Raw genomic sequence first — 21,624 nt, forward strand, 5'->3', positions numbered from 1 at the left:
TCAGACGGTAGACGGCGGGAGCGGCAACGGCAGCCCGGGTAGTCCGTCCAGGCTCGTCGCCACATGTTCCTTCTTCTCGAAGTACGCGCTCAGTGAGGCGTCGTCCTCCCGCCCGAACCGCTTCCCGTGCAGGTCACGGTCCTCCTCGTACGCCATGTAGGGGACCGCGTACCCGCAGCTGTCCCGGATCAGCTCCGCGTGCACGACGATGACCGCGCGCAGCCCGTGCGCGTCGGCGTCGATGTCCGGGAAGCGGGTGAGCAGCTCCGGGAAGCGCGGGTCGTCCCGGAAGACGGGCTCGCCCCGGCCGTGGACGCGCACGATGTTCGGCGGGCCCTGGAAGGCGCACCACATCAGGGTGATCCGCCCGTTCTCCCGCAGGTGGGCGATGGTCTCGGCGTTGGACCCGGCGAAGTCGAGATACGCCACGGTCCGCTCGTCGAGCAGGACGAAGGAGCCCTTGAGGCCCTTGGGCGAGAGATTGACCGTGCCGTCGCCGGAGAGCGGGGCGGTCGCGGTGAAGAAAAGGGGCTGTTCCTCGATGAACGTCCGGAGTCTGCCGTCGATGCGCTCATAAGTCTTTCCCATGCCTAACGATTATCAGGGAAACTCCTTCGCTTGTCTAAGGACAGGTTCAATTGACGAATCATGCAGAGCTCTGCATACTCATGCATGTCGGTAGACGCAGTGTGAGGAGAAACCCGTGACCGAGCGCGTCGTACTCGCCTATTCGGGCGGTCTGGACACCTCCGTCGCCATCGGCTGGATCGCCGAGGAGACGGGCGCCGAGGTCATCGCCGTAGCGGTGGACGTCGGCCAGGGCGGCGAGGACCTGGACGTCATCCGCAAGCGCGCCCTCGCCTGTGGAGCCGTCGAGGCCGAGGTCGCCGACGCCAAGGACGAGTTCGCCGACGAGTACTGCCTCCCGGCGGTCAAGGCCAACGCCCTCTACATGGACCGCTATCCGCTGGTCTCGGCGCTGTCCCGGCCGGTGATCGTCAAGCACCTGGTCGCCGCCGCCCGCAAGCACGGCGCCACGACCGTCGCCCACGGCTGCACCGGCAAGGGCAACGACCAGGTCCGCTTCGAGGCCGGCATCGTCGCCCTCGCCCCCGACCTGAAGTGCATCGCCCCGGTCCGCGACTACGCGATGACCCGGGACAAGGCGATCGCCTTCTGCGAGGCCAAGCGGCTCCCGATCGCCACCACCAAGAAGTCCCCGTACTCCATCGACCAGAACGTCTTCGGACGCGCCGTCGAGACGGGCTTCCTGGAGGACATCTGGAACGCCCCGATCGAGGACATCTACGACTACACCGCCGACCCGGCGATCCCGCGCGAGCCCGACGAGGTGATCATCACCTTCGAGGAGGGTGCCCCGGTCGCGATCGACGGCGAGCCCGTCACCGTCCTGCGGGCGATCCAGCAGCTCAACGAACGCGCCGGTGCCCAGGGCATCGGCCGGATCGACATGGTCGAGGACCGCCTCGTCGGCATCAAGTCCCGCGAGGTGTACGAGGCCCCGGGCGCGATCGCCCTGATCACCGCCCACCAGGAGCTGGAGAACGTCACCGTCGAGCGCGAACTCGCCCGCTACAAGCGGCAGGTCGAGCAGCGCTGGGGCGAACTGGTCTACGACGGCCAGTGGTTCTCCCCGCTCAAGCGCGCCCTGGACGGCTTCATCGACGAGGCCGGCCGGCATGTGACCGGCGACATCCGGATGACCCTGCACGGCGGCCGCGCGGTCGTCACCGGCCGGCGCTCGGCGTCGTCCCTGTACGACTTCGACCTCGCCACCTACGACACCGGCGACACCTTCGACCAGTCCGCCGCCAAGGGCTTCATCGACATCTACAGCCTGTCGTCGAAGATCGCCGCACGGCGCGACCTGCAGGCATAGCCTGACGCAGACCTCCCGCACACCGACCCAACCCTCTCAAGGAGCAGCCCAAGTGAGCAGCAGCAGCGGTGACGTTCGGCTCTGGGGCGGCCGTTTCGCAGACGGTCCCGCCGAGGCCCTGGCGAAGCTGTCCGCGTCCGTCCACTTCGACTGGCGCCTCGCGCCGTACGACATCGCCGGTTCGCGTGCCCACGCGCGCGTCCTGAGCAAGGCGGGGCTGCTCACCGAGGACGAGCTGCAGCGCATGATCGCCGGACTGGACCGGCTGGAGGCCGATGTCGCCGACGGCTCCTTCGTGGGCACGATCGCCGACGAGGACGTGCACACCGCCCTGGAGCGTGGCCTGCTGGAGCGCCTCGGCCCCGACCTCGGCGGCAAGCTGCGCGCCGGCCGGTCGAGGAACGACCAGGTGGCGACCCTCTTCCGGATGTATCTGAGGGACCATGCCCGGACGATCGGCGCACTGGTCGCCGACCTCCAGGACGCCCTGATCAGCCTCGCCGAGGCCCACCCGGACGTCGCGATGCCCGGCCGCACCCATCTCCAGCACGCCCAGCCGGTCCTGTTCGCCCACCATGTCCTCGCCCACGTCCAGTCCCTGTCCCGGGACGCCGAGCGGCTGCGCCAGTGGGACGAGCGCACGGCCGTGTCGCCGTACGGCTCCGGCGCCCTCGCCGGCTCCTCGCTCGGCCTGGACCCGGAGGCCGTCGCCCGGGACCTCGGCTTCGAGCACGGCAGCGTCGGCAACTCCATCGACGGCACGGCCTCCCGTGACTTCGTGGCGGAGTTCGCCTTCATCACCGCCATGATCGGCGTGAACCTCTCCCGGATCGCCGAGGAGATCATCATCTGGAACACGAAGGAGTTCTCCTTCGTGACCCTGCACGACGCGTTCTCCACGGGCTCGTCGATCATGCCGCAGAAGAAGAACCCGGACATCGCCGAGCTGGCCCGCGGCAAGTCCGGCCGACTGATCGGCAACCTGACCGGGCTGCTGGCCACCCTGAAGGCCCTGCCCCTCGCCTACAACCGCGATCTCCAGGAGGACAAGGAGCCGGTCTTCGACTCCTGCGACCAGCTGGAGGTGCTGCTGCCCGCCTTCACCGGAATGATCGCCACCCTCACGGTCCACCGCGAGCGCATGGAGGAGCTGGCCCCGGCCGGTTTCTCGCTCGCCACCGACATCGCCGAGTGGCTGGTCAGGCAGGGCGTGCCGTTCCGCGTGGCCCACGAGGTCGCGGGGGAGTGCGTGAAGGTCGCCGAGGCCGAGGGCAAGGAACTGGACGAGCTGACGGACGAGCAGTTCGCGAAGATCAGCGCGCATCTCACTCCGGAGGTGCGGGGCGTGCTCAACGTGCCCGGCGCTCTTGCCTCCCGCAACGGGCGCGGAGGTACGGCACCCAGCGCCGTCGCCGTCCAGCTGGCGGAGGTCAAGGCGGACGTGGCCGCGCAGCACGCGTGGGCGACGGCCAAGAGCTGACCCGGCCTGCGGGTTGCGTCGTGGCTGGTCGCGCAGTTCCCCGCGCCCCTCTGGGGCGCGGGGTACGTTGGTCGCAAGCCGTACCGGAGCCGACCGAACGGAGCCCGCGATGCCCTTCGCCCGTCTCGCGCACGCGACGACGCCGACCTGCCACATCGGCCTCGGCCTGGCCGCCGTCGGCCGCCCCGGCTACATCAACCTCGGCCGCGACGAAGACCTCGGAGAGAACCGCGGCGTCGACGCCCTCCGGGACCGTACCCACGAACTCCTCGACGCCGCCTACGCCCAGGGCGTGCGCTACTTCGACGTGGCCCGCTCCTACGGCCGCTCCGAGGAGTTCCTCGCCGACTGGCTGAACGCCCGCCCCGACATCGACGACGTGGTCGTCGGCAGCAAGTGGGGCTACACCTACACCGCCGGCTGGTCCGCCGAGGCCGAACAGCACGAGGTCAAGGACCACGGTCTCGCCACCTACGAGCGGCAGCGCGCCGAGACCGACGCGCTGCTCGGCGACCGGCTCGACCTCTACCAGATCCACTCGGTGACCCCGGACAGCCCGGCCCTGACCGACAAGGACCTGCACGCCCGCCTCGCCGAGGCCGCCGCCCAGGGCCTGACCATCGGCTTCTCCACCAGCGGCCCCGCCCAGGCCGACGCCGTCCGCGCCGCCCTCGCGATCACGGTCGACGGCGAGCCGCTCTTCCGCACCGTCCAGTCCACGTACAACGCCCTGGAGCCCTCGGCGGGACCCGCGCTCGCCGAGGCGCACGACGCCGGGCTCACGGTGATCATCAAGGAGGGCATGGCCAACGGCCGGCTGGCCGCGCCGCACGCTCCCCAGATGCTGAAATCCGTCGCGGACGAGACCTCGCTGGGCTGCGACGCGGTCGCCCTGGCCTGGATCCTGCGCCGGCCCTGGGTCGGCGTCGTCCTCTCCGGCGCCGCGACCGTCCCTCAGCTCTTCTCCAATCTCCATGCTCCCGCCGTCGACCTCGACGTGGACCAGATGACCCGTCTCGCCACGCTGGCGGAGGACCCGCGCGCCTACTGGGAGCGGCGCGGACAGCTGCCCTGGCACTGAGCCGCACTCGTTCCGACCAGCGGAGATGAGTCATGCATGCCCGTGATGAGACAAAGATGTCTCACATGGTCTATCCTTGTCTCATGGCTCTCGATCGTGACCAGGTGCTGCGCAGCGCGGCCGCCCTGCTGACCCGTAAATCCACCGCGACCATGGACGAGGTCGCCAAGGCCGCCGGGATCAGCCGTGCCACCCTGCACCGCCACTTCGCCGGGCGCGACGCGCTCGTGCGGGCGCTGGAGGCGCTCGGCATCGAGGAGTGCGAGGCGGCGCTGGCGGCGGCCCGGCTGGACGAGGGTCCGGCGGCCGAGGCCGTCCACCGCCTGGTCCGCGCCATCGAACCCGCCGCCGGCCTCCTCGCCTTCCTCTACACCGAGAACCAGCTGTTCGAGGGCGAGGAACAGAACCAGGGCTGGGCCCGTATCGACGAACGCCTCACGGCCCTGTTCCGGCGCGGCCAGGAGAGCGGCGAGTTCCGCATCGACCTCACCCCGGCCTGGCTCACCGAGGCGCTCTACGGCCTGCTGGCCTCCGGCGCCTGGGCGGTGGCGGAGGGCCGGGTGGCCGCCAAGGACTTCACCTACATGATCGTCGAGCTGCTGCTCGGCGGCGCACGACGTACCCACGCGTAAGAGCACGACGTACCCACGCGTAAGAAGAGAGGAACCATGACCAGCACCCTGCAGCCGGCGCGCGTGGCGGAGGCGGAGAAGCGTCCGGGCCGCTGGCTCGCGCTCTCGGTCCTCGTCCTGGCCGTGCTGCTGGTGGCCGTCGACGCCACCGTCCTCGGTCTGGCAACCCCCTACATCAGCGAAGACCTGAACCCGTCCGGCACCCAGCTGCTGTGGATCGGCGACGTCTACTCCTTCGTCATCGCCGGTCTGCTCGTCTCCATGGGCAGCCTCGGCGACCGCATCGGCCGTAAGCGGATCCTGCTCTGCGGTGCCACGGCGTTCGGCGCGATATCCGTGCTCAACGCCTATGCGACGACACCGGAGCTGATGATCCTGGCGCGGGCGCTGCTCGGCGTCGCGGGCGCGACCCTGATGCCCGCCACCCTCGCCCTGATCCGCAACCTCTTCCACGACCCGCGCGAGCGGAGCCTCGCCGTCGGCATCTGGGGTGCGACCGCCTCCGCCGGCACGGCCGTCGGCCCGATCGCGGGCGGCTTCCTGCTCGAACACTTCTGGTGGGGCTCGGTCTTCCTCATCAACCTGCCGGTGATGGCGGTCCTGGTGCTCGTCGGTATCCGCACCCTGCCCGAGTCCCGCAACCCGAACCCCGGCCCCTGGGACCTGATCAGCGTCGTCCTGTCGCTGGTCGGCATGATCGGTGTCGTCTACGCGGTCAAGGAAGCGGCCACACACGGCTTCACCGCTCCCACGCTCGCCGCGGGCCTGCTGGGCGCGGCCGCACTCTACGGCTTCGTCCACCGTCAGCTCACCATGGCGACCCCGCTGCTGGACATGCGGCTGTTCGGCCGGCGTGGCTTCAGCGGGGCGGTCCTCGCCGACCTGCTGACCGTGCTCGGCATGTCCGGCCTGGTGTTCTTCCTCTCCCAGTTTCTGCAACTCGTCCAGGGCAGGCGCCCGTTCGAGGCGGGCCTCGCCGAACTGCCCGCCGCCCTCGGCGCGGTGGTGGCCGGTCTGCTCGCGGGCCGCGCGGCCCGCCGGTTCTCCGTCCGTGCGGCGGTCTCGGGCGGTCTCGCGGCGGTCGGCCTGGCCCTGGCCGCGCTGACGACGGTCGGCCAGGCCACCGGCTACCCGGTGCTCGGCGCCGCGCTCCTGGTCGTCGGTGTCGGAGCGGGCCTGTCCTTCACGGTCACCGCCGATGTGATCCTCTCCAGCGTGCCCAAGGAACAGGCGGGCGCCGCCTCGGCGGTCTCCGAGACGGCGTACGAACTGGGCGCGGCCCTCGGCATCGCCCTGCTGGGCTCGATCGTGACAGGCGTCTACCGCGACTTCACCGGCCCGGCCGGCACCCCGCCCGAGGCCCATGAGTCACTGGGCGCGGCGGTCGAGGCGTCCAGGCAGCTGGCCCCCCACACGGCCGGCCAGATGCTCGACGCGGCCCGCGACTCCTTCGTCCACGGCCTCCACCTGGCCTCGGGCGCGGGAGCGGCGGTCCTGCTGGCAACGGCGGTGGCGGCCTGGTTCCTGCTGAAGGGCCAGAAACTGGAGAGCGCCGGGTGAGGTGAGTAGTCAAGGGGCGCGGGGAACTGTGCGAAGAGCGACCACGACCCGCGCCCGCAAGACGGCACCAAGCCCTACGGTGCTCAGGCCGCCTTTGCCTTCGTGGCATACATATCCACGTACTCCTGGCCCGACAGCCGCATGACCTCGGCCATCACCGAGTCCGTCACCGCCCGCAGCACATACCGGTCCCGGTCCATCCCTTCGTACCGCGAGAACTCCATCGCCTCGCCGAAGCGGACCGTCACCCGGCCGGGCCGCGGGATTCCGTTGCCGCCCGGCTGCAGCTTGTCCGTGCCGATCATGGCGAAGGGCACGACCGGCGCACCGGTCATCAGCGTCAGCCGCGCGATACCGGTGCGCCCCCGGTACAGCCGTCCGTCGGGTGACCGCGTGCCCTCGGGGTAGATCCCGAAGATCTTCCCCTCCTCCAGGATCCGCCGCCCGGTCATCAGCGCCGCCACACCGCCGTTGGCCCCGTCCCGGTCCACCGGGACCATGCCGACGCCGGTGAAGAACCAGGCCATCAGCCGGCCCTTGAGGCCCTTGCCGGTGACGTACTCGTCCTTGCCGATGAAGTGCACCTGCCGCTTGGTGACCAGCGGAAGCACGATCGAGTCGATGAACGTGAGGTGGTTGCCCGCCAGGATCACCGGACCGTCCCCCGGGATGTTCTCCACGCCCTCGACCTGTGGGCGGAACATCAGGCGCATGATCGGTCCCAGCACTGCCTTGATGAGCCGGAAGCGGGACAACGGGTCCTCCGATGTCGAGGGGCGTTATGAGTCTGTGCAGGTGAGGACATTACTCGCGGCCCCGGGGGAGACGCACATCGGGGAGGCCCGGTTCACCGAGGTCTTACGAAGAGTTGACGCGGGTTTACCTGCGGTGACGCACCGTAGACGGGGTGTGACCGCCCTGCGGCGATGTGACGGAGATCGCTCGGGTGCGGCTCCGACACGACGGCCGGCGGCACCCGTGCGTTCCGGCCCAGGACTCCCGCCGGTCACATCAACGCCCCTACGATCGGCCCGCACTTACGTACGGACGGGCAGGAGACGCTGATGGGCAGCGACCAGGTGAACGAGAAGACGCAGGGCACGGGGCGACGGGCGATCCTCGGCGCGGCGGTGTTCGGCGCGGCGAGCGGAGCGGTCCTCGGACTGCCGGGTGCGGCCGGCGCCGCCGAGACGGGTGCGGCCCGTGCGGTCGGTACGGCCGGACAGGGTGGCCGGGGGCTGAAGAGCCTGCCGAAGCCGACGATCATCGGTCACCGTGGCAGCAGCGGCTATCGCCCCGAACACACCTTCGGCTCGTACAACCTGGCCCTGGACCTCGGCGCCGACGTGGTCGAGGCCGGTGACCTGGTGCCCACCAAGGACGGCCATCTGGTGTGCCGGCACGAGCCGGAGATCGGCGGCACCACGGACGTCGCCGCGCACCCGGAGTTCGCCGGCCGCAAGACCACCAAGATGCTGGACGGCGTCGCCACCACCGGTTGGTTCACCGAGGACTTCACGCTCGCCGAACTGAAGACGCTGCGCGCGACAGAGCGGATACCGGCCAACCGGCCGCACAACACCCTCTACAACGGACGCTGGGAGATCCCCACGTTCGAAGAGGTCCTGAAGTGGCAGGACGAGCAGAGCCGCAAGCGCGGCAAGCAGGTCTGGATCTACCCCGAGACCAAGCACCCCACCTACTTCCGGGCGCTCGGCCTCGGCCTGGAGGAGCGGGTCGCCAAGCTCCTGCGCAAGTACGGCAAGGACGGCCGGAACTCGCCGGTCATCCTGCAGTCCTTCGAGCCCACCAGCATCCAGAAGCTGAACCAGCTGGTCGACAACCCGCTCGTCGTGCTGCTCTCCACGGCCGACAGCCGCCCCTACGACTTCGTCGCGTCGGGCGATCCGCGTACCGTTGCCGACCTGATCACGCCCAAGGGGCTGCGGGAGATCGCCGGTTACGCGCAGGGCATCGGCCCGACCCTGGACCTGGTCATCCCGAAGAACGCGGACGGCACCCTGGGCAAGCCGTCGACCCTGGTCTCCGACGCGCACAAGGTGGGCCTGGTCCTGCACCCCTACACCATGCGCAACGAGAACCCGTTCCTGCCGGCCGAGTACCGCAAGGGCAGCGCGGCCGACGCCTACGGCGACCCGTTCGGCGCGTTCAGGACGTACTTCGCGACCGGCATCGACGGCGTCTTCACCGACAACGCCGACACCGGCCTGCTCGCCCGCGCCGACTTCCTGGCGGGCTGACCCGGCGTTCGCCGACTCCCGCCGTCAACGAGCCGCCCGGCAGGGACCTCGTTCGAAGTGACTGTGCGCCGCCCCGGAAACCTGCCGCCGGGGCGGCACGTCGTTCCGCATATGACGCACGACTTGGTAGCCGACCTGCACCCGCTGCTCACCGCCGAGGCCGCCGCCGAGGCATATGCCGCCGGGAGTGAGCCGGGTGACCTGGAGCAGGCCGTCTGGCTCCGGCTGCTGGAGCGCCTGGAGACCGAAGGACCGCCACCGGATCCACAGGGCTGGCTGCGCAAGGCCGTTCGCGCCGAGGCCCGCCGCAGCCGCCGCACCACCCGCCGGGAACGCCCCTATGGCACCGAACCGGCCGACGACGCCCGCCTTGGCCCCGAGCAGTATGTGCTCACGGACGCCCGGTACCGCGCGCTGCGCGACGCGGTGCGCCGGTTGCCCGGCCGCTGCCCCCGGCTCATCGAGGCCCTGCTCTCCCCGAAGGATCTGACATACCGGGAGATCGCGGGGGAGTTGGGTATCTCACAGGGCAGCCTTGGGCCAGAACGTTCCAGATGTCTGGGATGTCTACGGCGTTTGCTCACACCGGAGGTTGCGGTCCGCGAAGTGCGGGGATAGGAGTGGGAACGACAGGTGATCAGGTGAGCGGGAGGCGTGCGCACATGGGCATGAGCGTGACCATCTCGGTGGCGACCGAACAGGACGCGGAGCAGATCTTCAGGCTTCAGTACCTGTGCTTCCAGAGCGAGGCGGCGCTGTACGGCAATTACCGCATCGACCCGCTCGTCCAAACCCTGGACTCCGTCCGGGAAGAGGTCACCGCCGACTGTGTCTTCGTCGCCAGGCTCGGTGAGGAAGTGGTCGGCTCCGTTCGCGGCAAGGTCACCGAGGGCGGCGCGGCCGCCATCGGCAAGCTCTGCGTCCACCCGCGCCTGCAGGGCCACGGCATCGGCGCGCGGCTGCTGCGCGCGGCCGAGGCGGCGCTGGTGCAGGAGCGGGGCGCCACCAAGTTCCGTCTCCTCACCGGCCACCGCAGCGAGGGCAACCTCCGCCTCTACCGCCGCGTGGGCTACGAGGCGGTGGGCCGCTCCAAGGGGACCGACGGCGTGGAGCTGATCGTCCTGGAGAAGCAGGCCGGGGCGTACGCGGCTACCGCGTGACCGCGCCGGCGCGTGCCTTCCGCAGCCAGTACAGGGCGGAGAGCGGCAGCAGCACGGGGATGAAGACGTACCCCATGCCGTAGTCGGACCAGACGGTCGCGTCCGGGAACGCCGAACGGTCGACCAGCGTCCAGGTGCCGACGATCAGGACACCCGCGAGCTCGGCGGCGCAGCACACCAGTGCCGCCCGCCGAGCGGTCTCCCCGCCCCGGACCAGCGTGTACGTGATGAACCCGTACACCACCCCGGCCACGGCCGACAGCGCATAGGCCAGCGGCGCCCGCTGGAAGTCCGTGCCGATCTGGTACGCGGAGCGCGACACGGCCCCGACCACCATCACACCGTAGAACCACACGAGCAGCATGCCCGGGCCACTGATCAAGCGGGCCGGCTTCTCCTCCACGGCCGTCACCTCAGCCTCCCCAGATGTCATAGAGCCGCACCTCCAGCACGGCCAGCACCACCGCGCCGGCGGCGGCCGTCACCGAGCCCCAGCGGGTCCGCTCGGCCAGTGACATGAACCCCGCCGCCGGAACACACGCGAACGCGCCCAGCAGATACGCCACGAAGATCGTCGTGCCCTGCTCCGGCTTCTCGCCCCGCGCCAGCTGCACGATCCCGACCACCAGCTGGACCACGGCCAGCAGGGACACCACGGCCATGCCGATGAAGTGCCAGTCCTTGGTCGGCTGGTCCCGATAGGCGGCCCAGCCGCACCAGGCGGCGAGCAACAGCGCGGCGACCCCGGTCACCAGCGTCAGGGCATTGAGCATGCGGTGACCTTATTACGGCCCGAACTTCGCGCCGAAACGGGCCCGGGCCGCCGACCCCGCCGTACGCCGTGCCGTACACCGTAGGGTCTAGACCATGACGATCCATGCGCGCGCCCTCCTCTTCGACAACGACGGCACCCTCGTCTCCTCCCTCGACTCCGTCGAGCGCTGCTGGACGCGCTGGGCGCGGGAGTACGGCATCACCGCACAGGAGTTCCGGCGCGTGCCACTGCACGGGCGGCCCGCGGCCGAGATAGTCGCCGACCTGCTGCCCGCCCGCCTCGTGCCGGAGGCGGTCGCGCGGGTCGAACAGCTGGAGCTGGAGGACGTACCCGACGGGGGCGTGCGGCTGCTGCCCGGGACACGGGAGCTCCTCGACGCGCTGCCCTCCCCCCAACTCCTCGGCTTCGCTCGGAGCCGGGGGGACCCCCATCCGCTGGGCCGTCGTCACCTCCGCCACCCGGCGGCTGGCCGAGGCCCGCCTGGACGCCGTCGGCATCCTGCCCAAGACGCTGATCGCCGCCGATGACATCACCCGCGGCAAGCCCGACCCCGAGCCCTACCTCCTCGCCGCCCGGCAGCTCGGCGTCGACCCCGCCCGCTGTGTGGTCTTCGAGGACGCCCCGGCCGGACTCCAGGCGGGCCGCGCGGCCGGAATGACCACCGTGGCGTTGGCCACAACCCACCGCCCGGACGAACTGGACGCCGACCTCGTGGTCAAGGACCTGTCGGCCTTGTCCGCACTGGTCACCGACTCCGGTGTGGAGATCTCCGTCCGCCGCTGACGCCCGGCCCCGACTGTCCGCCGCTGTCCACTATCCGGACAGCGGCGACCGGCCCGGACCATGGTTCTGCTTTACTGATCGCATGACCACGACGAGCTGCCGCACCCTTGCGACCGAGGCGACCATGACGCCCGGTGCTCGTTGTATGTGTCGCCTGATGTGCCGAATGTGCGCCTTCTAGAGGGCCCTCGCATCAGCTGAGCCTCGCGCCCCGAAGCGAGAGCCGTGGCATGTCCGTGCGCCGTAGGCCGTACGAGACGCAACCCCACTCCCCATGCCTGAACCTGCACCCGTGCCCGGGCACACCCACGCCCGCGCACTCGACAGTGACGGAAACCCACGTGATCACCACCTCGGGCCTCACCAAGGTCTACCGCTCCCGCGGCCGTGAGGTCACCGCCCTCGACGGCGTCGATCTTCACGTCCGCGAAGGCGAGGTCTACGGCGTCATCGGCCAGTCCGGCGCCGGCAAGTCCTCCCTCATCCGCTGCGTCAACCTGCTGGAGCGCCCCACCTCCGGCACCGTGACCGTCGCCGGCCAGGACCTCACCGCCCTCGCCGGGCGCGGCCCGCGCGCCGGCCGGGAGCTGCGCCGGGCGCGCAGCCGCATCGGCATGGTCTTCCAGCACTTCAACCTGCTGTCCTCGCGCACCGTGCGGGACAACATCGAGCTGCCGCTGGAGATCCTCGGCACCCCGGCGAAGGAACGGTCCCGCAAGGCCCTGGAGCTGCTCGACCTGGTCGGCCTCGCCGACAAGGCCGGTGCCTACCCCGCCCAGCTCTCCGGCGGCCAGAAGCAGCGCGTCGGCATCGCCCGCGCCCTCGCCGGCGACCCGAAGGTGCTGCTCTCCGACGAGGCCACCAGCGCCCTCGACCCCGAGACCACCCGCTCCATCCTCCAGCTGCTGCGCGACCTGAACCGGCAGCTGGGCCTCACCGTCCTGCTCATCACCCACGAGATGGACGTCGTGAAGTCGATCTGCGACTCCGCCGCCCTCATGGACAAGGGCCGGATCGTGGAGTCCGGCACGGTCAGCGAACTGCTCGCCACGCCCGGCTCCGAGCTGGCCGCCGCGCTGTTCCCGGTGAGCGGCGAGCGCACCGGCGAGGACCGGACCGTCCTCGACGTCACCTTCCACGGCGAGGCCGCCACCCAGCCGGTCGTCTCCCAGCTCGCGCGCACCTACAACATCGACATCTCGATCCTCGGCGCCGCCATCGACACCGTCGGCGGCCTGCAGATCGGCCGTATGCGCATCGAACTGCCCGGCCGCTACGAGGACAACGTGGTGCCGATCGGATTCCTGCGCGAACAGGGCCTGCAGATCGATGTCGTCGGTGCCGATGCCCAGGCGCCCGTGCTGGTGAAGGATGGTGCCAAGTGACCTGGTCCGAGATACAGCCGGTGCTCACCCAGGCGTGTTGGGACACGCTCTACATGGTCGGCTGGTCCACACTGATCGCCGTCGTCGCAGGTCTTCCGCTCGGTATCCTCCTCGTCCTCACGGACAAGGGCGGACTGCTGCAGAACGTCGTCGTGAACAAGGTCATCGGGCAGGTCGTGAACATCGCGCGCTCGATGCCGTTCATCATCCTCATGGTCGCGCTGATGACCTTCACCCGCTGGATCACCGGCACCACCATCGGCCGCGAGGCCGCCATCGTGCCGCTCGCGATCGGCGCCATCCCGTTCTTCGCCCGGCTCGTGGAGATGTCCGTCCGGGAAGTGGACGGCGGGCTCGTCGAGGCCGTCCAGTCCATGGGGGGCAGCACCTGGAAGGTCGTCCGCAGCGTGCTGGTGCCCGAGGCCCTGCCGTCGCTGATCTCCGGCGCCACCACCACGGTCATCGCCCTCATCGGCTACTCCGCCATGGCGGGCACGGTCGGTGCCGGAGGGCTCGGCGACGTCGCCGTCCGCTACGGCTACCAGCGCTTCGAGACCGGCGTGATGTGGATCACCGTGGCCATCCTGGCCGTCGTCATCTCCCTGCTGCAGATCGTCGGCGACGTCGTGGCCCGTTCCCTGCACCGCCGCAGCGGCGGGTCCGGCGGCCTGCTCCTGTTCAGGCCGCTGAGGGGCGTCCTCCCCGGCACGGTCGCCACCGAGGCCGTCAAGAAGAGCTGACGCTCCCGGCCCTAAAACTCCCCGTTCACCCGCACACGGGGTCGCACCACCCTTAAGGAAAGGCACTTTTCGTGCGTAACACCGCCAAGCTCACCACCGCCGTCCTCGCCGCCGGAGCCCTCACCTTCGGGCTCACCGCCTGCGGCTCCGGCAGCTCCTCCGGCTCCCACGACTACAGCGGCCCGCTGGTCGTCGCCGCGAGCCCGACCCCGCACGCCGAGATCCTCGACTTCGTCAAGAAGAACCTGGCGAAGAAGGCGGGCCTCGACCTCCAGGTCAAGGAGTTCACCGACTACATCACGCCGAACACGGCGACCGAGGACGGCTCGGTGGGCGCCAACTACTTCCAGAACCAGCCGTACCTGGACGACTTCAACAGCAAGCACGGCACCCACATCGTGCCCGTCGTCACGGTGCACCTGGAGCCGCTCGGCCTCTACTCCCACAAGGTCAAGAAGGCCGACGCCCTGAAGAGCGGTGCGACCGTCGCCGTCCCCAACGACGCCGTCAACGAGGCCCGCGCGCTGAAGCTGCTCGCCGCGGGCGGGCTCATCACCCTCAAGGCCGGCGCCGGCAACGAGGCCACCACGCAGGACATCGCCAAGAACCCCAAGCACCTCCAGTTCAAGGAGGTCGAGGCGGCGCAGACCGCGCGCTCCCTGGACGACGTGGACGCCGCCGTGGTGAACGGCAACTACGCCATCTCCACCGGTCTGAAGCCCGCCAAGGACGCCCTCGTCCTGGAGTCCGCGAAGAACAACCCGTACGCCAACTTCCTGGCGGTCGAGAAGGGCAACGAGAAGGACCCGCGGGTGAAGAAGCTCGCCAGGCTCCTCACCTCGCCCGAGGTCAAGAAGTTCATCGAGGACAAGTACCAGGGCTCGGTCATCCCGTCCTTCTGACGGGGCGTATACCGCGTATCGCCACGCACAGGGTCCGCTCCCTCACGGGGGGTGGACCCTGTCGTGCGGTTCAGTGGTTTCATGCTGCATGCTGGGCAGTTCAGCGGCCTGCCTCCGGCACGGCCCTGATGGTCTCTCAAGTTTTTCCGAAGGTTACGGAGCGGCGCATGACTAGCACCTTCCCCAACATCTCCATCAGCACGGAGCGGTTGGGCCTGCGCCCCCTCGACGAGGACGACGTGCCCGCCCTGGCCGAGATGATGAACGACGAGCAGATCGGCGCCTGGACCCCGGTCCCCCAGCCCTACACCGAGCAACTGGCCCATCGCTGGATCTCCCAGCGCTCCCCGGCCGAGCGCATAGCGGGCCGCGGCCTCGACCTCGCCGTCACCGAGTTCCTCACCCAGCGGCTGGTCGGCATCGTCCAGCTCACCCACACCGACTGGCATGTACGCGCGACCGAGATGTCGTACATCATCGCCCCCTGGGCCCGCGGTGAGGGCTATGCCTCCGAGGCCGCGCTCGCCACCGCCCACTGGCTCTTCGGCGACCAGAGGTTCGAACGCGTCGAGCTGCGCACCGCCGCCGACAACACCGCCGCCCAGCAGGTCGCCCAGAAGATCGGCTGCATCAGCGAGGGGGTCCTGCGCAACGCCTGCATGGTCCGCCACCGCGCCGACGACGGCAGCTGGACCGATGTGCGCAGCGACTACATCGTGTGGAGCCTGCTCCCGGAGGACCTGGAAGGCGCCGACGAGCAGCTCGCCGATTCCCCCGGCTTCACGTCGTACGCGGACTGGAACTGAGCCGCTGAGCCTCACCGGGTACGCTCAGGGAGCCCGGCACCGGGCCCGTACCCCTGACGAGCTGCGAAGACCTGGAGAGAGACGACGATGGCCGACCGCGTCACGGTGATCGGCTGGGACGGCTCGCCGCTGACCGCCGCGGCACGCGCCGCCCTCGGCGCCGCCACGCTCGTCGCCGGTGCGGCCCACCATCTGGCGCTGCCCGAGATCCCGCCCGCCGCCGAACGCATCCGCCTCGGCAGCATCACGCTCGCCGCCCGCCGGATCGCCGCCCACCGCGGCACCGCGGTCGTGCTCGCCGACGGCGACCCCGGCTTCTTCGGCGTCGTACGCACCCTGCGCGCACCGGAGTTCGGCCTGGAGGTCGAGGTCGTGCCCGCCGTCTCCTCGGTCGCCGCCGCCTTCGCCCGCGCCGGCATGCCCTGGGACGACGCCCAGGTGGTCGTCGCCCACCCGCGCACCCTGCGCCGGGCCGTGAACGTCTGCCGCGCCCACACCAAGGTCGCCGTCCTCACCTCACCCGGCGCCGGACCCGCCGAACTCGGACTCCTGCTGGAGGGCGTCCACCGCACCTTCGTCATCTGCGAGGCACTGGGCACCGAACGCGAACAGGTCACCGTCGTCACCTCCGACAAGGCCCCCGACCACACCTGGCGCGACCCCAATGTCGTCATCGTCATCGGCGGCCCCGCCGGCCGGGCCGGCGCGGCGGACAGCGCCGACTGGATCGCCGGCCGCGACCCCGGCGCCGGACCGCGCGGCTGGGTACAGCCCGACGCGTCCTACCGCTCCTACGGCGACGAGACCGGCGGCCGGCTCGGCGAGGGCGAGACGGAACTGCTGCGCGCCGCGCAACTCGCCCGCCTCGGCCCCCGGGTCGGCGACCTCGTCTGGGACATCGGCAGCGGCTCCGGCGCCTTCGCCGCCGAGGCGGCCCGCGCCGGCGCGGCCGTCATCGCCGTCGACCGGGACCCGGGGGCCTGCGCCCGCGCCGAGGCGGTCGCCCGCCGGTTCGGCGTCCAGCTCCATGTGATCCAGGGCACCGCCCCGCACGTCCTGGAGAACCTGCCCGAACCGGATGTCGTCCGGGTCGGCGGCGGGGGAGCGGCCGTGGTCTCGGCGGTCGCCGACCGACGCCCGCAGCGCATCGTCGCGCACGCGGCGACCCGGGACGCGGCCGAACTCATCGGGCGCGACCTGAGCGAGCACGGATACCGGGTCGAGTGCGCGCTGCTGCAGTCCGTCGAACTCGACACCCGCGCCTGGACCGAGACCGAACGGAGCGTCGCGTTCCTGCTCAGCGGCGTGCTCCCCGACCGCGCCCCGTGATCCGGTTGTCGTACTGCGCGCGGTAGGCTGGCCGATCGTTGTGCCACACCGGGCGGCCCGGAAATTCGTTCGCCAATGTCCGGAAAGCACGCCCGTTTTGGGGTCGGTGTGGTACTGCGGAACCGGAGGACGCGCAACGTGGCGCAGTCCACAGCGGACTGTCGCGGATCATGCTGTCGCGACGGCGGAACGGCCGGGACAATGCCACTGAATGGCTTTGTCGCCTTTTCCGGCGGGTCGTTCGTGCCGCTGGGCACGGACGCTCGTTCTTCATGACGGGCGGTCGGTGCGCCGTTCCGGGTGAGCTGGTCGTAGGAGCACGAAACCGATGGGCGAGGGGTACGCATGACCGACACCGGCCAGGTCCCGGGCGAGGGGCAGCCGGAGAGCGCAGGCATGGTGGAACAGCCGGGCGCCCCCGCGCACGGTGCGTACACCTACCTCTCCGAGGCACCCGCCGAGGACGAAGACCTGCTGCTGCCGGGTGCCCAGGGCGCGTGGGGCAACGAGGTGCCACCACCCGCTCCGGAACCGGTCGTCGAGGCCGTCCACGAGCCGGGCCCGCACGAGACGGCGGGCCGGGACAGCGGCTCCGTCGACCTCAGCGGCGTCCGACTGCCGGACCCGGCCCCGGCGTCCGCCCCGCCGTCCCCCATCCTCTCGGCCCCGCAGGACCAGCAGGCCGCTGCCCCGCAGCCGCCGCGCCGTCCGCTGCACCTCGGCCCGCCGATCCCCGACGCCTCCGCCAGTCCGGTCCGTTCCCTCGCCGACCGTGGTCCCGCGGGAGCGCCGGTACGGCAGCCCGGTCCGGCCGCGCCCGGCCCCGAGTATCTCGACGCGCAGCCGCTGCGCGACATGGCCCCGCAGAGCGCGGCCCCCTGGGGCGCGGCGCCCACCGCCCCGGCGGCCGAGGCCGGCGCACCGGCGGCGACGGCGGTGGCCCAGGTCGGCGCCCAGGCACCGGCTGCCGAAACGGTTGATCCGGCCGGCGTCCCCGTGGACGTCACCGCCGGGACCGAGCCGGCCGGCGCCGCTCAGGCCGCCGTCTCCGGCCCCGCCCACCAGGCGGCCGGGCCGGCTCCGGCCACGGCACAGGTGGTGCACGGACACGACGGGATGCAGCCCGCACACGGACACGACGGGGTGTACACGGCTCCCACGGGGCCCTCTTCGGACATTGTTGCCGAGGGCGCCGCGCCGCCCGTCGCGGAGCAGATGCCGGCGGGCGTCCCGCAGCCTTCCGCCGAGGGCGGCCAGGGCGTGCCCGCCGGGCAGCCCGCCGAGGGTACGGCCGTGGCGGACGGCGGAGTTGTCGCCGACGGCGGTGCCGCGGGCGACGGCGCCGTGGACGACGGCGCGCTTGTGGCCGAGCCGGTGATGGTGACGGAGACCGAGCCCGCCCCCGCGCCCGAGACCGAGACCGAGGCTGGTCAGGCCGCAGAGGGTGCCGTCGTGGTGCCCGAGGCCGTGCCGGTCGCCGCCGAGGAGGCGGACGCGACGGCCGCCGCCCCGGTGCAGGGGACGGTGGCGAGCCCGGCGGAGCAGGGCGAGACGCAGCAGGACGTTCAGGCGGGCGCCGCCGCCGAGCAGCCCGAGCCCGCCCAGCCGGACGAGGGCGCAGGCGTGCCGCAGGCACCGGGCGTGCCGCAGGCCGCCGATGCCGGGCAGGCCCCCGTGGCCGCCGAAGGTGCCGTCGCCGACGGAAGCGCGGAGACCCCTTCCGCATCGGAGACCCTTCCCGCATCGGAGACCCTTCCCGCGCCGGAGATGCCCGACGGCGCCGGGATCGCGCCGGAGGCAGTTCCGGCCGTTCCGGCCCAGGGCGAGCCCGTCGTCCCCGCGCAGTCCGACCCGAACGCCTCCGTCGCGGCCCCCGTGGAGCCGCAGCCCGGCGTGGTGGACGCGCAGTCGCAGCCGCAGCCGAGCGCGGTGGCCGGTCAGCCCGGCGCGACCGCCGCCGAACCGGTCGCTGTTCAGCCGGCGCCCGGTGCCGCACCCGCGAAAGCGCCCGACGCCACGGCCGTACCGGCCCCCGAGCCGGTGGCCGTGCCGGATTCCGGCATCCCGGCCCCCGTGACCGAAGCGCCGCGGACGGAGGCCCCCGCTGCCGCCCCGGCCCCGGTCCCGGACGCCGTATCGGCTCCGGCCACCGCGGCGCCCGAGCCGCAGCTCTACCCGGCCCAGGGCCCCCAGATGACCGAACCGGCCGTGCCTGTCGCTGTGGTCGCGGCTGCCGTACCCGCCGCCGTGGCCGCGGCCGGTACCCCGGAGGCCGGGGTCGTCGGCGCGCCGCAGGCCCCGCACGAGATGGCCGCCCACGGCGTCGTCCACCAGGCCGTGGCCACGGCCGAGGCGGTTCCCGCGCCCCAGCCCGGCGCTCCCGCCGGCCCGCAGACGCAGCCCGCGCAGGCCACCCGCACACAGCCCGCGCCGGCCGCGGAGGCCACTCCCGCGCCGGCCGCCGTCGTGGCCGGGCCGGCGCCGTCCGGCGGCGCCGACGATTCAGCCCCGCAGGCCGAGACGCCCGCGCACCCGCAGCCGTCCGCGCACCCGAGCGCGCCCGGACAGCCGGCCGCCGACGCTCCGGTCGAGCCGGCGCCGTCCGACGCTGCGTCGCAGGTGCACCCGGAGCCGCACGGGGAGCCGCACCCGGAGCAGCCGCTCGGACAGTTCGTGCCGGTCGAGGGCCAGGTGCCCATCACCCCGCACCTCGCCCCGACCCCGCCGGAGCCCCTGGTCCCTGCCCCGCAGGACGGGCGGCAGCCGGTGCCCACCGTGCCCGCGCCGCGTGAGGGCGAGCCGGCCACCGCACCCGCCGCACCCGCCGCACCCGCCGCATCGGGTGCCGAAGGCGCCGAGCACGCCCCCGATGTCGTACAGCAGGCGGAGGATCTGCAGACCAGGGCGGCCGATCAGGCCGATCAGGAAGAGGAGAGCGCGGCCGCGGTGGCGGACGCCCCGCAGCCCGTCGGCCCCGCCGCGCCCGGCTACGCCGACGCCGAGCGCGAGGCCGTCCTGAAGGTCATGCGCGAGCGCCGCGACATCCGCAACGGCTTCCGCAGCGACCCCATCCCGCACGAGGTGCTGCTCCGCGTCCTGGAGGCCGCCCACACGGCGCCCTCCGTGGGCCACTCGCAGCCCTGGGACTTCGTCGTCATCCGCTCCGCCGACACCCGGCGGACGATGCACGAACTGGCGACACGACAGCGCGAGGCCTACGCCAAGTCGCTGCCCAAGGGCCGGGCCAAGCAGTTCAAGGAACTGAAGATCGAGGCCATCCTCGACACCCCGGTCAACATCGTCGTCACCGCCGACCCCACCCGTGGCGGCCGGCACACCCTCGGCCGCTTCACCCAGCCGCAGATGGCGCCCTACTCCTCGGCGCTCGCGGTGGAGAACCTGTGGCTCGCCGCCCGCGCCGAGGGCCTCGGCGTCGGCTGGGTCAGCTTCTTCGACGAGCGGGAGATGGTCCGCGCGCTCGGTCTGCCCGAGCATCTGGAGGTCGTCGCGTACCTGTGTGTCGGGTACGTCGACGAGTTCCCGGACGAGCCCGAGCTGATGCAGGCCGGCTGGTCCAAGCGACGCCCCCTGTCCTGGGTGGTGCACGAGGAGACGTACGGCCGCCGCGCCCTGCCCGGAGAGGAACCCCACGACCTGCTTGCCGAGACCGTCGCACAGATCCGCCCGCTCGACGCCAAGGCCCTCGGCGAGGCCTGGGAGCGCCAGAAGCGCATGACCAAACCGGCCGGCGCGCTCGGCATGCTGGAGATCATCTCCGCGCAGCTGTCCGGGCTGTCCCGGCAGTGCCCGCCGCCGATCCCGGAGCCCGCCGCCGTCGCCATCTTCGCCGGTGACCACGGTGTGCACGCCCAGGGCGTCACCCCTTGGCCGCAGGAGGTCACCGCCCAGATGGTGGCCAACTTCCTCGGCGGGGGAGCGGTCTGCAACGCCTTCGCGGGCCAGGTCGGCGCCGAGGTCTGCGTCGTGGACGTCGGCGTCGCCGCCGACCTGCCCGCCACACCTGGACTGCTGCCCCGCAAGATCCGCGGTGGTACGTCCGACATGACCACCGGTCCCGCGATGACCCGCGAGGAGGCCAAGGCGGCCATCGAGGTCGGCATCGAGACCGCCCGCGACCTGGTCGCGGCCGGCAACAAGGCGCTGCTGACGGGCGAGATGGGCATCGCCAACACGACCGCGTCCGCCGCACTCATCTCGGTCTTCACCGGTGCCGACCCGGCAGAGGTGACCGGGCGGGGCACGGGCATCAACGACGAGACGCTGGCCCGCAAGACCGAGGTCGTCCGCCGCGCCCTGGACCTCCACCAGCCGGACCCGGCCGACCCCGTCGGCGTCCTCGCGGCGATCGGCGGCTTCGAACACGCGGCCATGGTCGGCCTGCTCCTCGGCGGCGCCTCGCTGCGTACGCCGGTGATCCTGGACGGCGTCAGCGCCGGCGCGGCCGCCCTGGTGGCCCGGGCGATCGCCCCCGAGGTCCTCGCGGCCTGCATCGCCGGCCACCGCAGCGCCGAACCGGGCCACGTGGCCGCGCTGAACAAACTGGGCCTGCGCCCCCTGGTCGACCTGGACCTGCGTCTGGGCGAGGGCACGGGCGCGCTGCTGGCGCTTCCGCTGGTCCAGAGCACGGCGCGGGCGATGCACGAGGTGGCCACGTTCGATTCGGCGGGCGTCACCGAGAAGTAGTCTTCCGCCGCGGGGTGGGGTACCTGCGCTCGACAGGCGTACCCCACCCTCGCCCGTACGCTGAACCCACATCTAAAATGCGCACGTCAGGGCCGCTCCAGAGCCGTAGCGCCCCTTCGTACCGCC

18 protein-coding genes and 1 pseudogene are annotated in these 21,624 nt (G+C 71.8%); 15 read left to right on the plus strand and 4 right to left on the minus strand.

The window, feature by feature from the left end; genetic code table 11:
- Positions 1–588 (minus strand): pyridoxamine 5'-phosphate oxidase family protein, encoded by a 588-nt coding sequence (locus IE277_RS12000; RefSeq protein ID WP_189951419.1) that lies wholly within the window; start codon positions 586–588, stop codon positions 1–3.
- Positions 589–703: 115 nt separating this feature from the next.
- Here IE277_RS12000 and IE277_RS12005 point away from each other — a divergent pair, with 115 nt between their 5' ends.
- The 5 genes from IE277_RS12005 (at position 704) to IE277_RS12025 (ending at position 6,653) form a co-directional block, all read left to right on the plus strand.
- Positions 704–1,900 (plus strand): argininosuccinate synthase, encoded by a 1,197-nt coding sequence (locus IE277_RS12005; RefSeq protein WP_189951421.1) that lies wholly within the window; start codon positions 704–706, stop codon positions 1,898–1,900.
- A 52-nt stretch (positions 1,901–1,952) separates the two neighbouring features.
- Positions 1,953–3,380, plus strand: coding sequence for an argininosuccinate lyase (gene argH, locus IE277_RS12010; protein ID WP_189951423.1), 1,428 nt, complete (start codon positions 1,953–1,955; stop codon positions 3,378–3,380).
- Positions 3,381–3,489: 109 nt separating this feature from the next.
- Complete coding sequence (locus tag IE277_RS12015) at positions 3,490–4,461, plus strand: aldo/keto reductase (RefSeq protein WP_189951426.1); 972 nt, start codon at positions 3,490–3,492, stop codon at positions 4,459–4,461.
- An 83-nt stretch (positions 4,462–4,544) separates the two neighbouring features.
- The gene (locus IE277_RS12020; protein ID WP_189951428.1) at positions 4,545–5,093 is read left to right on the plus strand and encodes a TetR/AcrR family transcriptional regulator; all 549 of its coding nucleotides are present in this window, start codon (positions 4,545–4,547) and stop codon (positions 5,091–5,093) included.
- Positions 5,094–5,129: 36 nt separating this feature from the next.
- Positions 5,130–6,653: an MFS transporter gene (locus tag IE277_RS12025; RefSeq protein WP_189951430.1), complete on the plus strand. Its 1,524-nt coding sequence runs from the start codon at positions 5,130–5,132 to the stop codon at positions 6,651–6,653.
- Between the two features lie 83 nt (positions 6,654–6,736).
- Here the strand turns inward: IE277_RS12025 and IE277_RS12030 are convergent, their stop codons facing one another.
- Positions 6,737–7,357: a lysophospholipid acyltransferase family protein gene (locus IE277_RS12030; RefSeq protein ID WP_229881233.1), complete on the minus strand. Its 621-nt coding sequence runs from the start codon at positions 7,355–7,357 to the stop codon at positions 6,737–6,739.
- A 360-nt stretch (positions 7,358–7,717) separates the two neighbouring features.
- Here IE277_RS12030 and IE277_RS12035 point away from each other — a divergent pair, with 360 nt between their 5' ends.
- From IE277_RS12035 to IE277_RS12045, 3 genes are all read left to right on the plus strand, one after another.
- On the plus strand, positions 7,718–8,914 hold the full coding sequence (locus IE277_RS12035) for a glycerophosphodiester phosphodiesterase (RefSeq protein WP_189951435.1): 1,197 nt from the start codon (positions 7,718–7,720) through the stop codon (positions 8,912–8,914).
- 111 nt (positions 8,915–9,025) lie between these two features.
- Positions 9,026–9,532, plus strand: a complete 507-nt coding sequence (locus tag IE277_RS12040; protein ID WP_189951437.1) for an RNA polymerase sigma factor — start codon at positions 9,026–9,028, stop codon at positions 9,530–9,532.
- A 44-nt stretch (positions 9,533–9,576) separates the two neighbouring features.
- A complete protein-coding gene (locus tag IE277_RS12045) occupies positions 9,577–10,074 on the plus strand; it encodes a GNAT family N-acetyltransferase (protein ID WP_189951794.1) in 498 nt (165 codons plus the stop codon).
- On the opposite strand, the gene IE277_RS12050 is transcribed toward IE277_RS12045, so the two are convergent.
- Positions 10,064–10,507: a hypothetical protein gene (locus tag IE277_RS12050; RefSeq protein ID WP_229881237.1), complete on the minus strand. Its 444-nt coding sequence runs from the start codon at positions 10,505–10,507 to the stop codon at positions 10,064–10,066. The genes IE277_RS12045 and IE277_RS12050 overlap by 11 nt on opposite strands.
- Complete coding sequence (locus IE277_RS12055) at positions 10,488–10,847, minus strand: hypothetical protein (protein ID WP_189951439.1); 360 nt, start codon at positions 10,845–10,847, stop codon at positions 10,488–10,490. Before IE277_RS12055 ends, IE277_RS12050 begins: the two co-directional genes overlap by 20 nt.
- 94 nt (positions 10,848–10,941) lie before the next feature.
- On the opposite strand from IE277_RS12055, the pseudogene IE277_RS12060 reads away from it, so the two are divergent.
- From IE277_RS12060 to cobT, 7 genes and pseudogenes are all read left to right on the plus strand, one after another.
- Positions 10,942–11,632 (plus strand): annotated as a pseudogene (locus IE277_RS12060) (HAD family hydrolase).
- A gap of 341 nt (positions 11,633–11,973) precedes the next feature.
- A complete protein-coding gene (locus IE277_RS12065; RefSeq protein WP_189951441.1) occupies positions 11,974–13,017 on the plus strand; it encodes a methionine ABC transporter ATP-binding protein in 1,044 nt (347 codons plus the stop codon).
- On the plus strand, positions 13,014–13,757 hold the full coding sequence (locus IE277_RS12070; protein WP_189951443.1) for a methionine ABC transporter permease: 744 nt from the start codon (positions 13,014–13,016) through the stop codon (positions 13,755–13,757). The genes IE277_RS12065 and IE277_RS12070 overlap by 4 nt, the downstream gene beginning before the upstream one ends.
- A 71-nt stretch (positions 13,758–13,828) precedes the next feature.
- Complete coding sequence (locus IE277_RS12075) at positions 13,829–14,659, plus strand: MetQ/NlpA family ABC transporter substrate-binding protein (RefSeq protein WP_189951445.1); 831 nt, start codon at positions 13,829–13,831, stop codon at positions 14,657–14,659.
- 167 nt (positions 14,660–14,826) lie between these two features.
- Positions 14,827–15,465, plus strand: coding sequence for a GNAT family N-acetyltransferase (locus IE277_RS12080; protein ID WP_189951448.1), 639 nt, complete (start codon positions 14,827–14,829; stop codon positions 15,463–15,465).
- A gap of 87 nt (positions 15,466–15,552) precedes the next feature.
- Positions 15,553–16,794: a precorrin-6y C5,15-methyltransferase (decarboxylating) subunit CbiE gene (cbiE, locus tag IE277_RS12085; RefSeq protein ID WP_189951450.1), complete on the plus strand. Its 1,242-nt coding sequence runs from the start codon at positions 15,553–15,555 to the stop codon at positions 16,792–16,794.
- A gap of 345 nt (positions 16,795–17,139) precedes the next feature.
- On the plus strand, positions 17,140–21,498 hold the full coding sequence (gene cobT / locus IE277_RS12090; protein ID WP_189951451.1) for a nicotinate-nucleotide--dimethylbenzimidazole phosphoribosyltransferase: 4,359 nt from the start codon (positions 17,140–17,142) through the stop codon (positions 21,496–21,498).
- Positions 21,499–21,624: the final 126 nt, after the last annotated feature.

Source organism: Streptomyces alanosinicus (assembly GCF_014650595.1).
In the GTDB taxonomy this organism is placed as follows: Bacteria; Actinomycetota; Actinomycetes; order Streptomycetales; family Streptomycetaceae; genus Streptomyces; species Streptomyces alanosinicus.

Excerpts from the sequence above, each read along its gene's own strand:
- IE277_RS12000 (WP_189951419.1), bottom strand. The coding sequence starts at position 588 with ATGGGAAAGACTTATGAGCGCATCGACGGCAGACTCCGGACGTTCATC.
- IE277_RS12015 (WP_189951426.1), top strand. The coding sequence starts at position 3,490 with ATGCCCTTCGCCCGTCTCGCGCACGCGACGACGCCGACCTGCCACATC.
- IE277_RS12020 (WP_189951428.1), top strand. The coding sequence starts at position 4,545 with ATGGCTCTCGATCGTGACCAGGTGCTGCGCAGCGCGGCCGCCCTGCTG.
- IE277_RS12025 (WP_189951430.1), top strand. The coding sequence starts at position 5,130 with ATGACCAGCACCCTGCAGCCGGCGCGCGTGGCGGAGGCGGAGAAGCGT.
- IE277_RS12030 (WP_229881233.1), bottom strand. The coding sequence starts at position 7,357 with ATGTTCCGCCCACAGGTCGAGGGCGTGGAGAACATCCCGGGGGACGGT.
- IE277_RS12035 (WP_189951435.1), top strand. The coding sequence starts at position 7,718 with ATGGGCAGCGACCAGGTGAACGAGAAGACGCAGGGCACGGGGCGACGG.
- IE277_RS12040 (WP_189951437.1), top strand. The coding sequence starts at position 9,026 with ATGACGCACGACTTGGTAGCCGACCTGCACCCGCTGCTCACCGCCGAG.
- IE277_RS12045 (WP_189951794.1), top strand. The coding sequence starts at position 9,577 with ATGGGCATGAGCGTGACCATCTCGGTGGCGACCGAACAGGACGCGGAG.
- IE277_RS12050 (WP_229881237.1), bottom strand. The coding sequence starts at position 10,507 with ATGACATCTGGGGAGGCTGAGGTGACGGCCGTGGAGGAGAAGCCGGCC.
- IE277_RS12055 (WP_189951439.1), bottom strand. The coding sequence starts at position 10,847 with ATGCTCAATGCCCTGACGCTGGTGACCGGGGTCGCCGCGCTGTTGCTC.
- IE277_RS12080 (WP_189951448.1), top strand. The coding sequence starts at position 14,827 with ATGACTAGCACCTTCCCCAACATCTCCATCAGCACGGAGCGGTTGGGC.
- cbiE (WP_189951450.1), top strand. The coding sequence starts at position 15,553 with ATGGCCGACCGCGTCACGGTGATCGGCTGGGACGGCTCGCCGCTGACC.
- cobT (WP_189951451.1), top strand. The coding sequence starts at position 17,140 with ATGACCGACACCGGCCAGGTCCCGGGCGAGGGGCAGCCGGAGAGCGCA.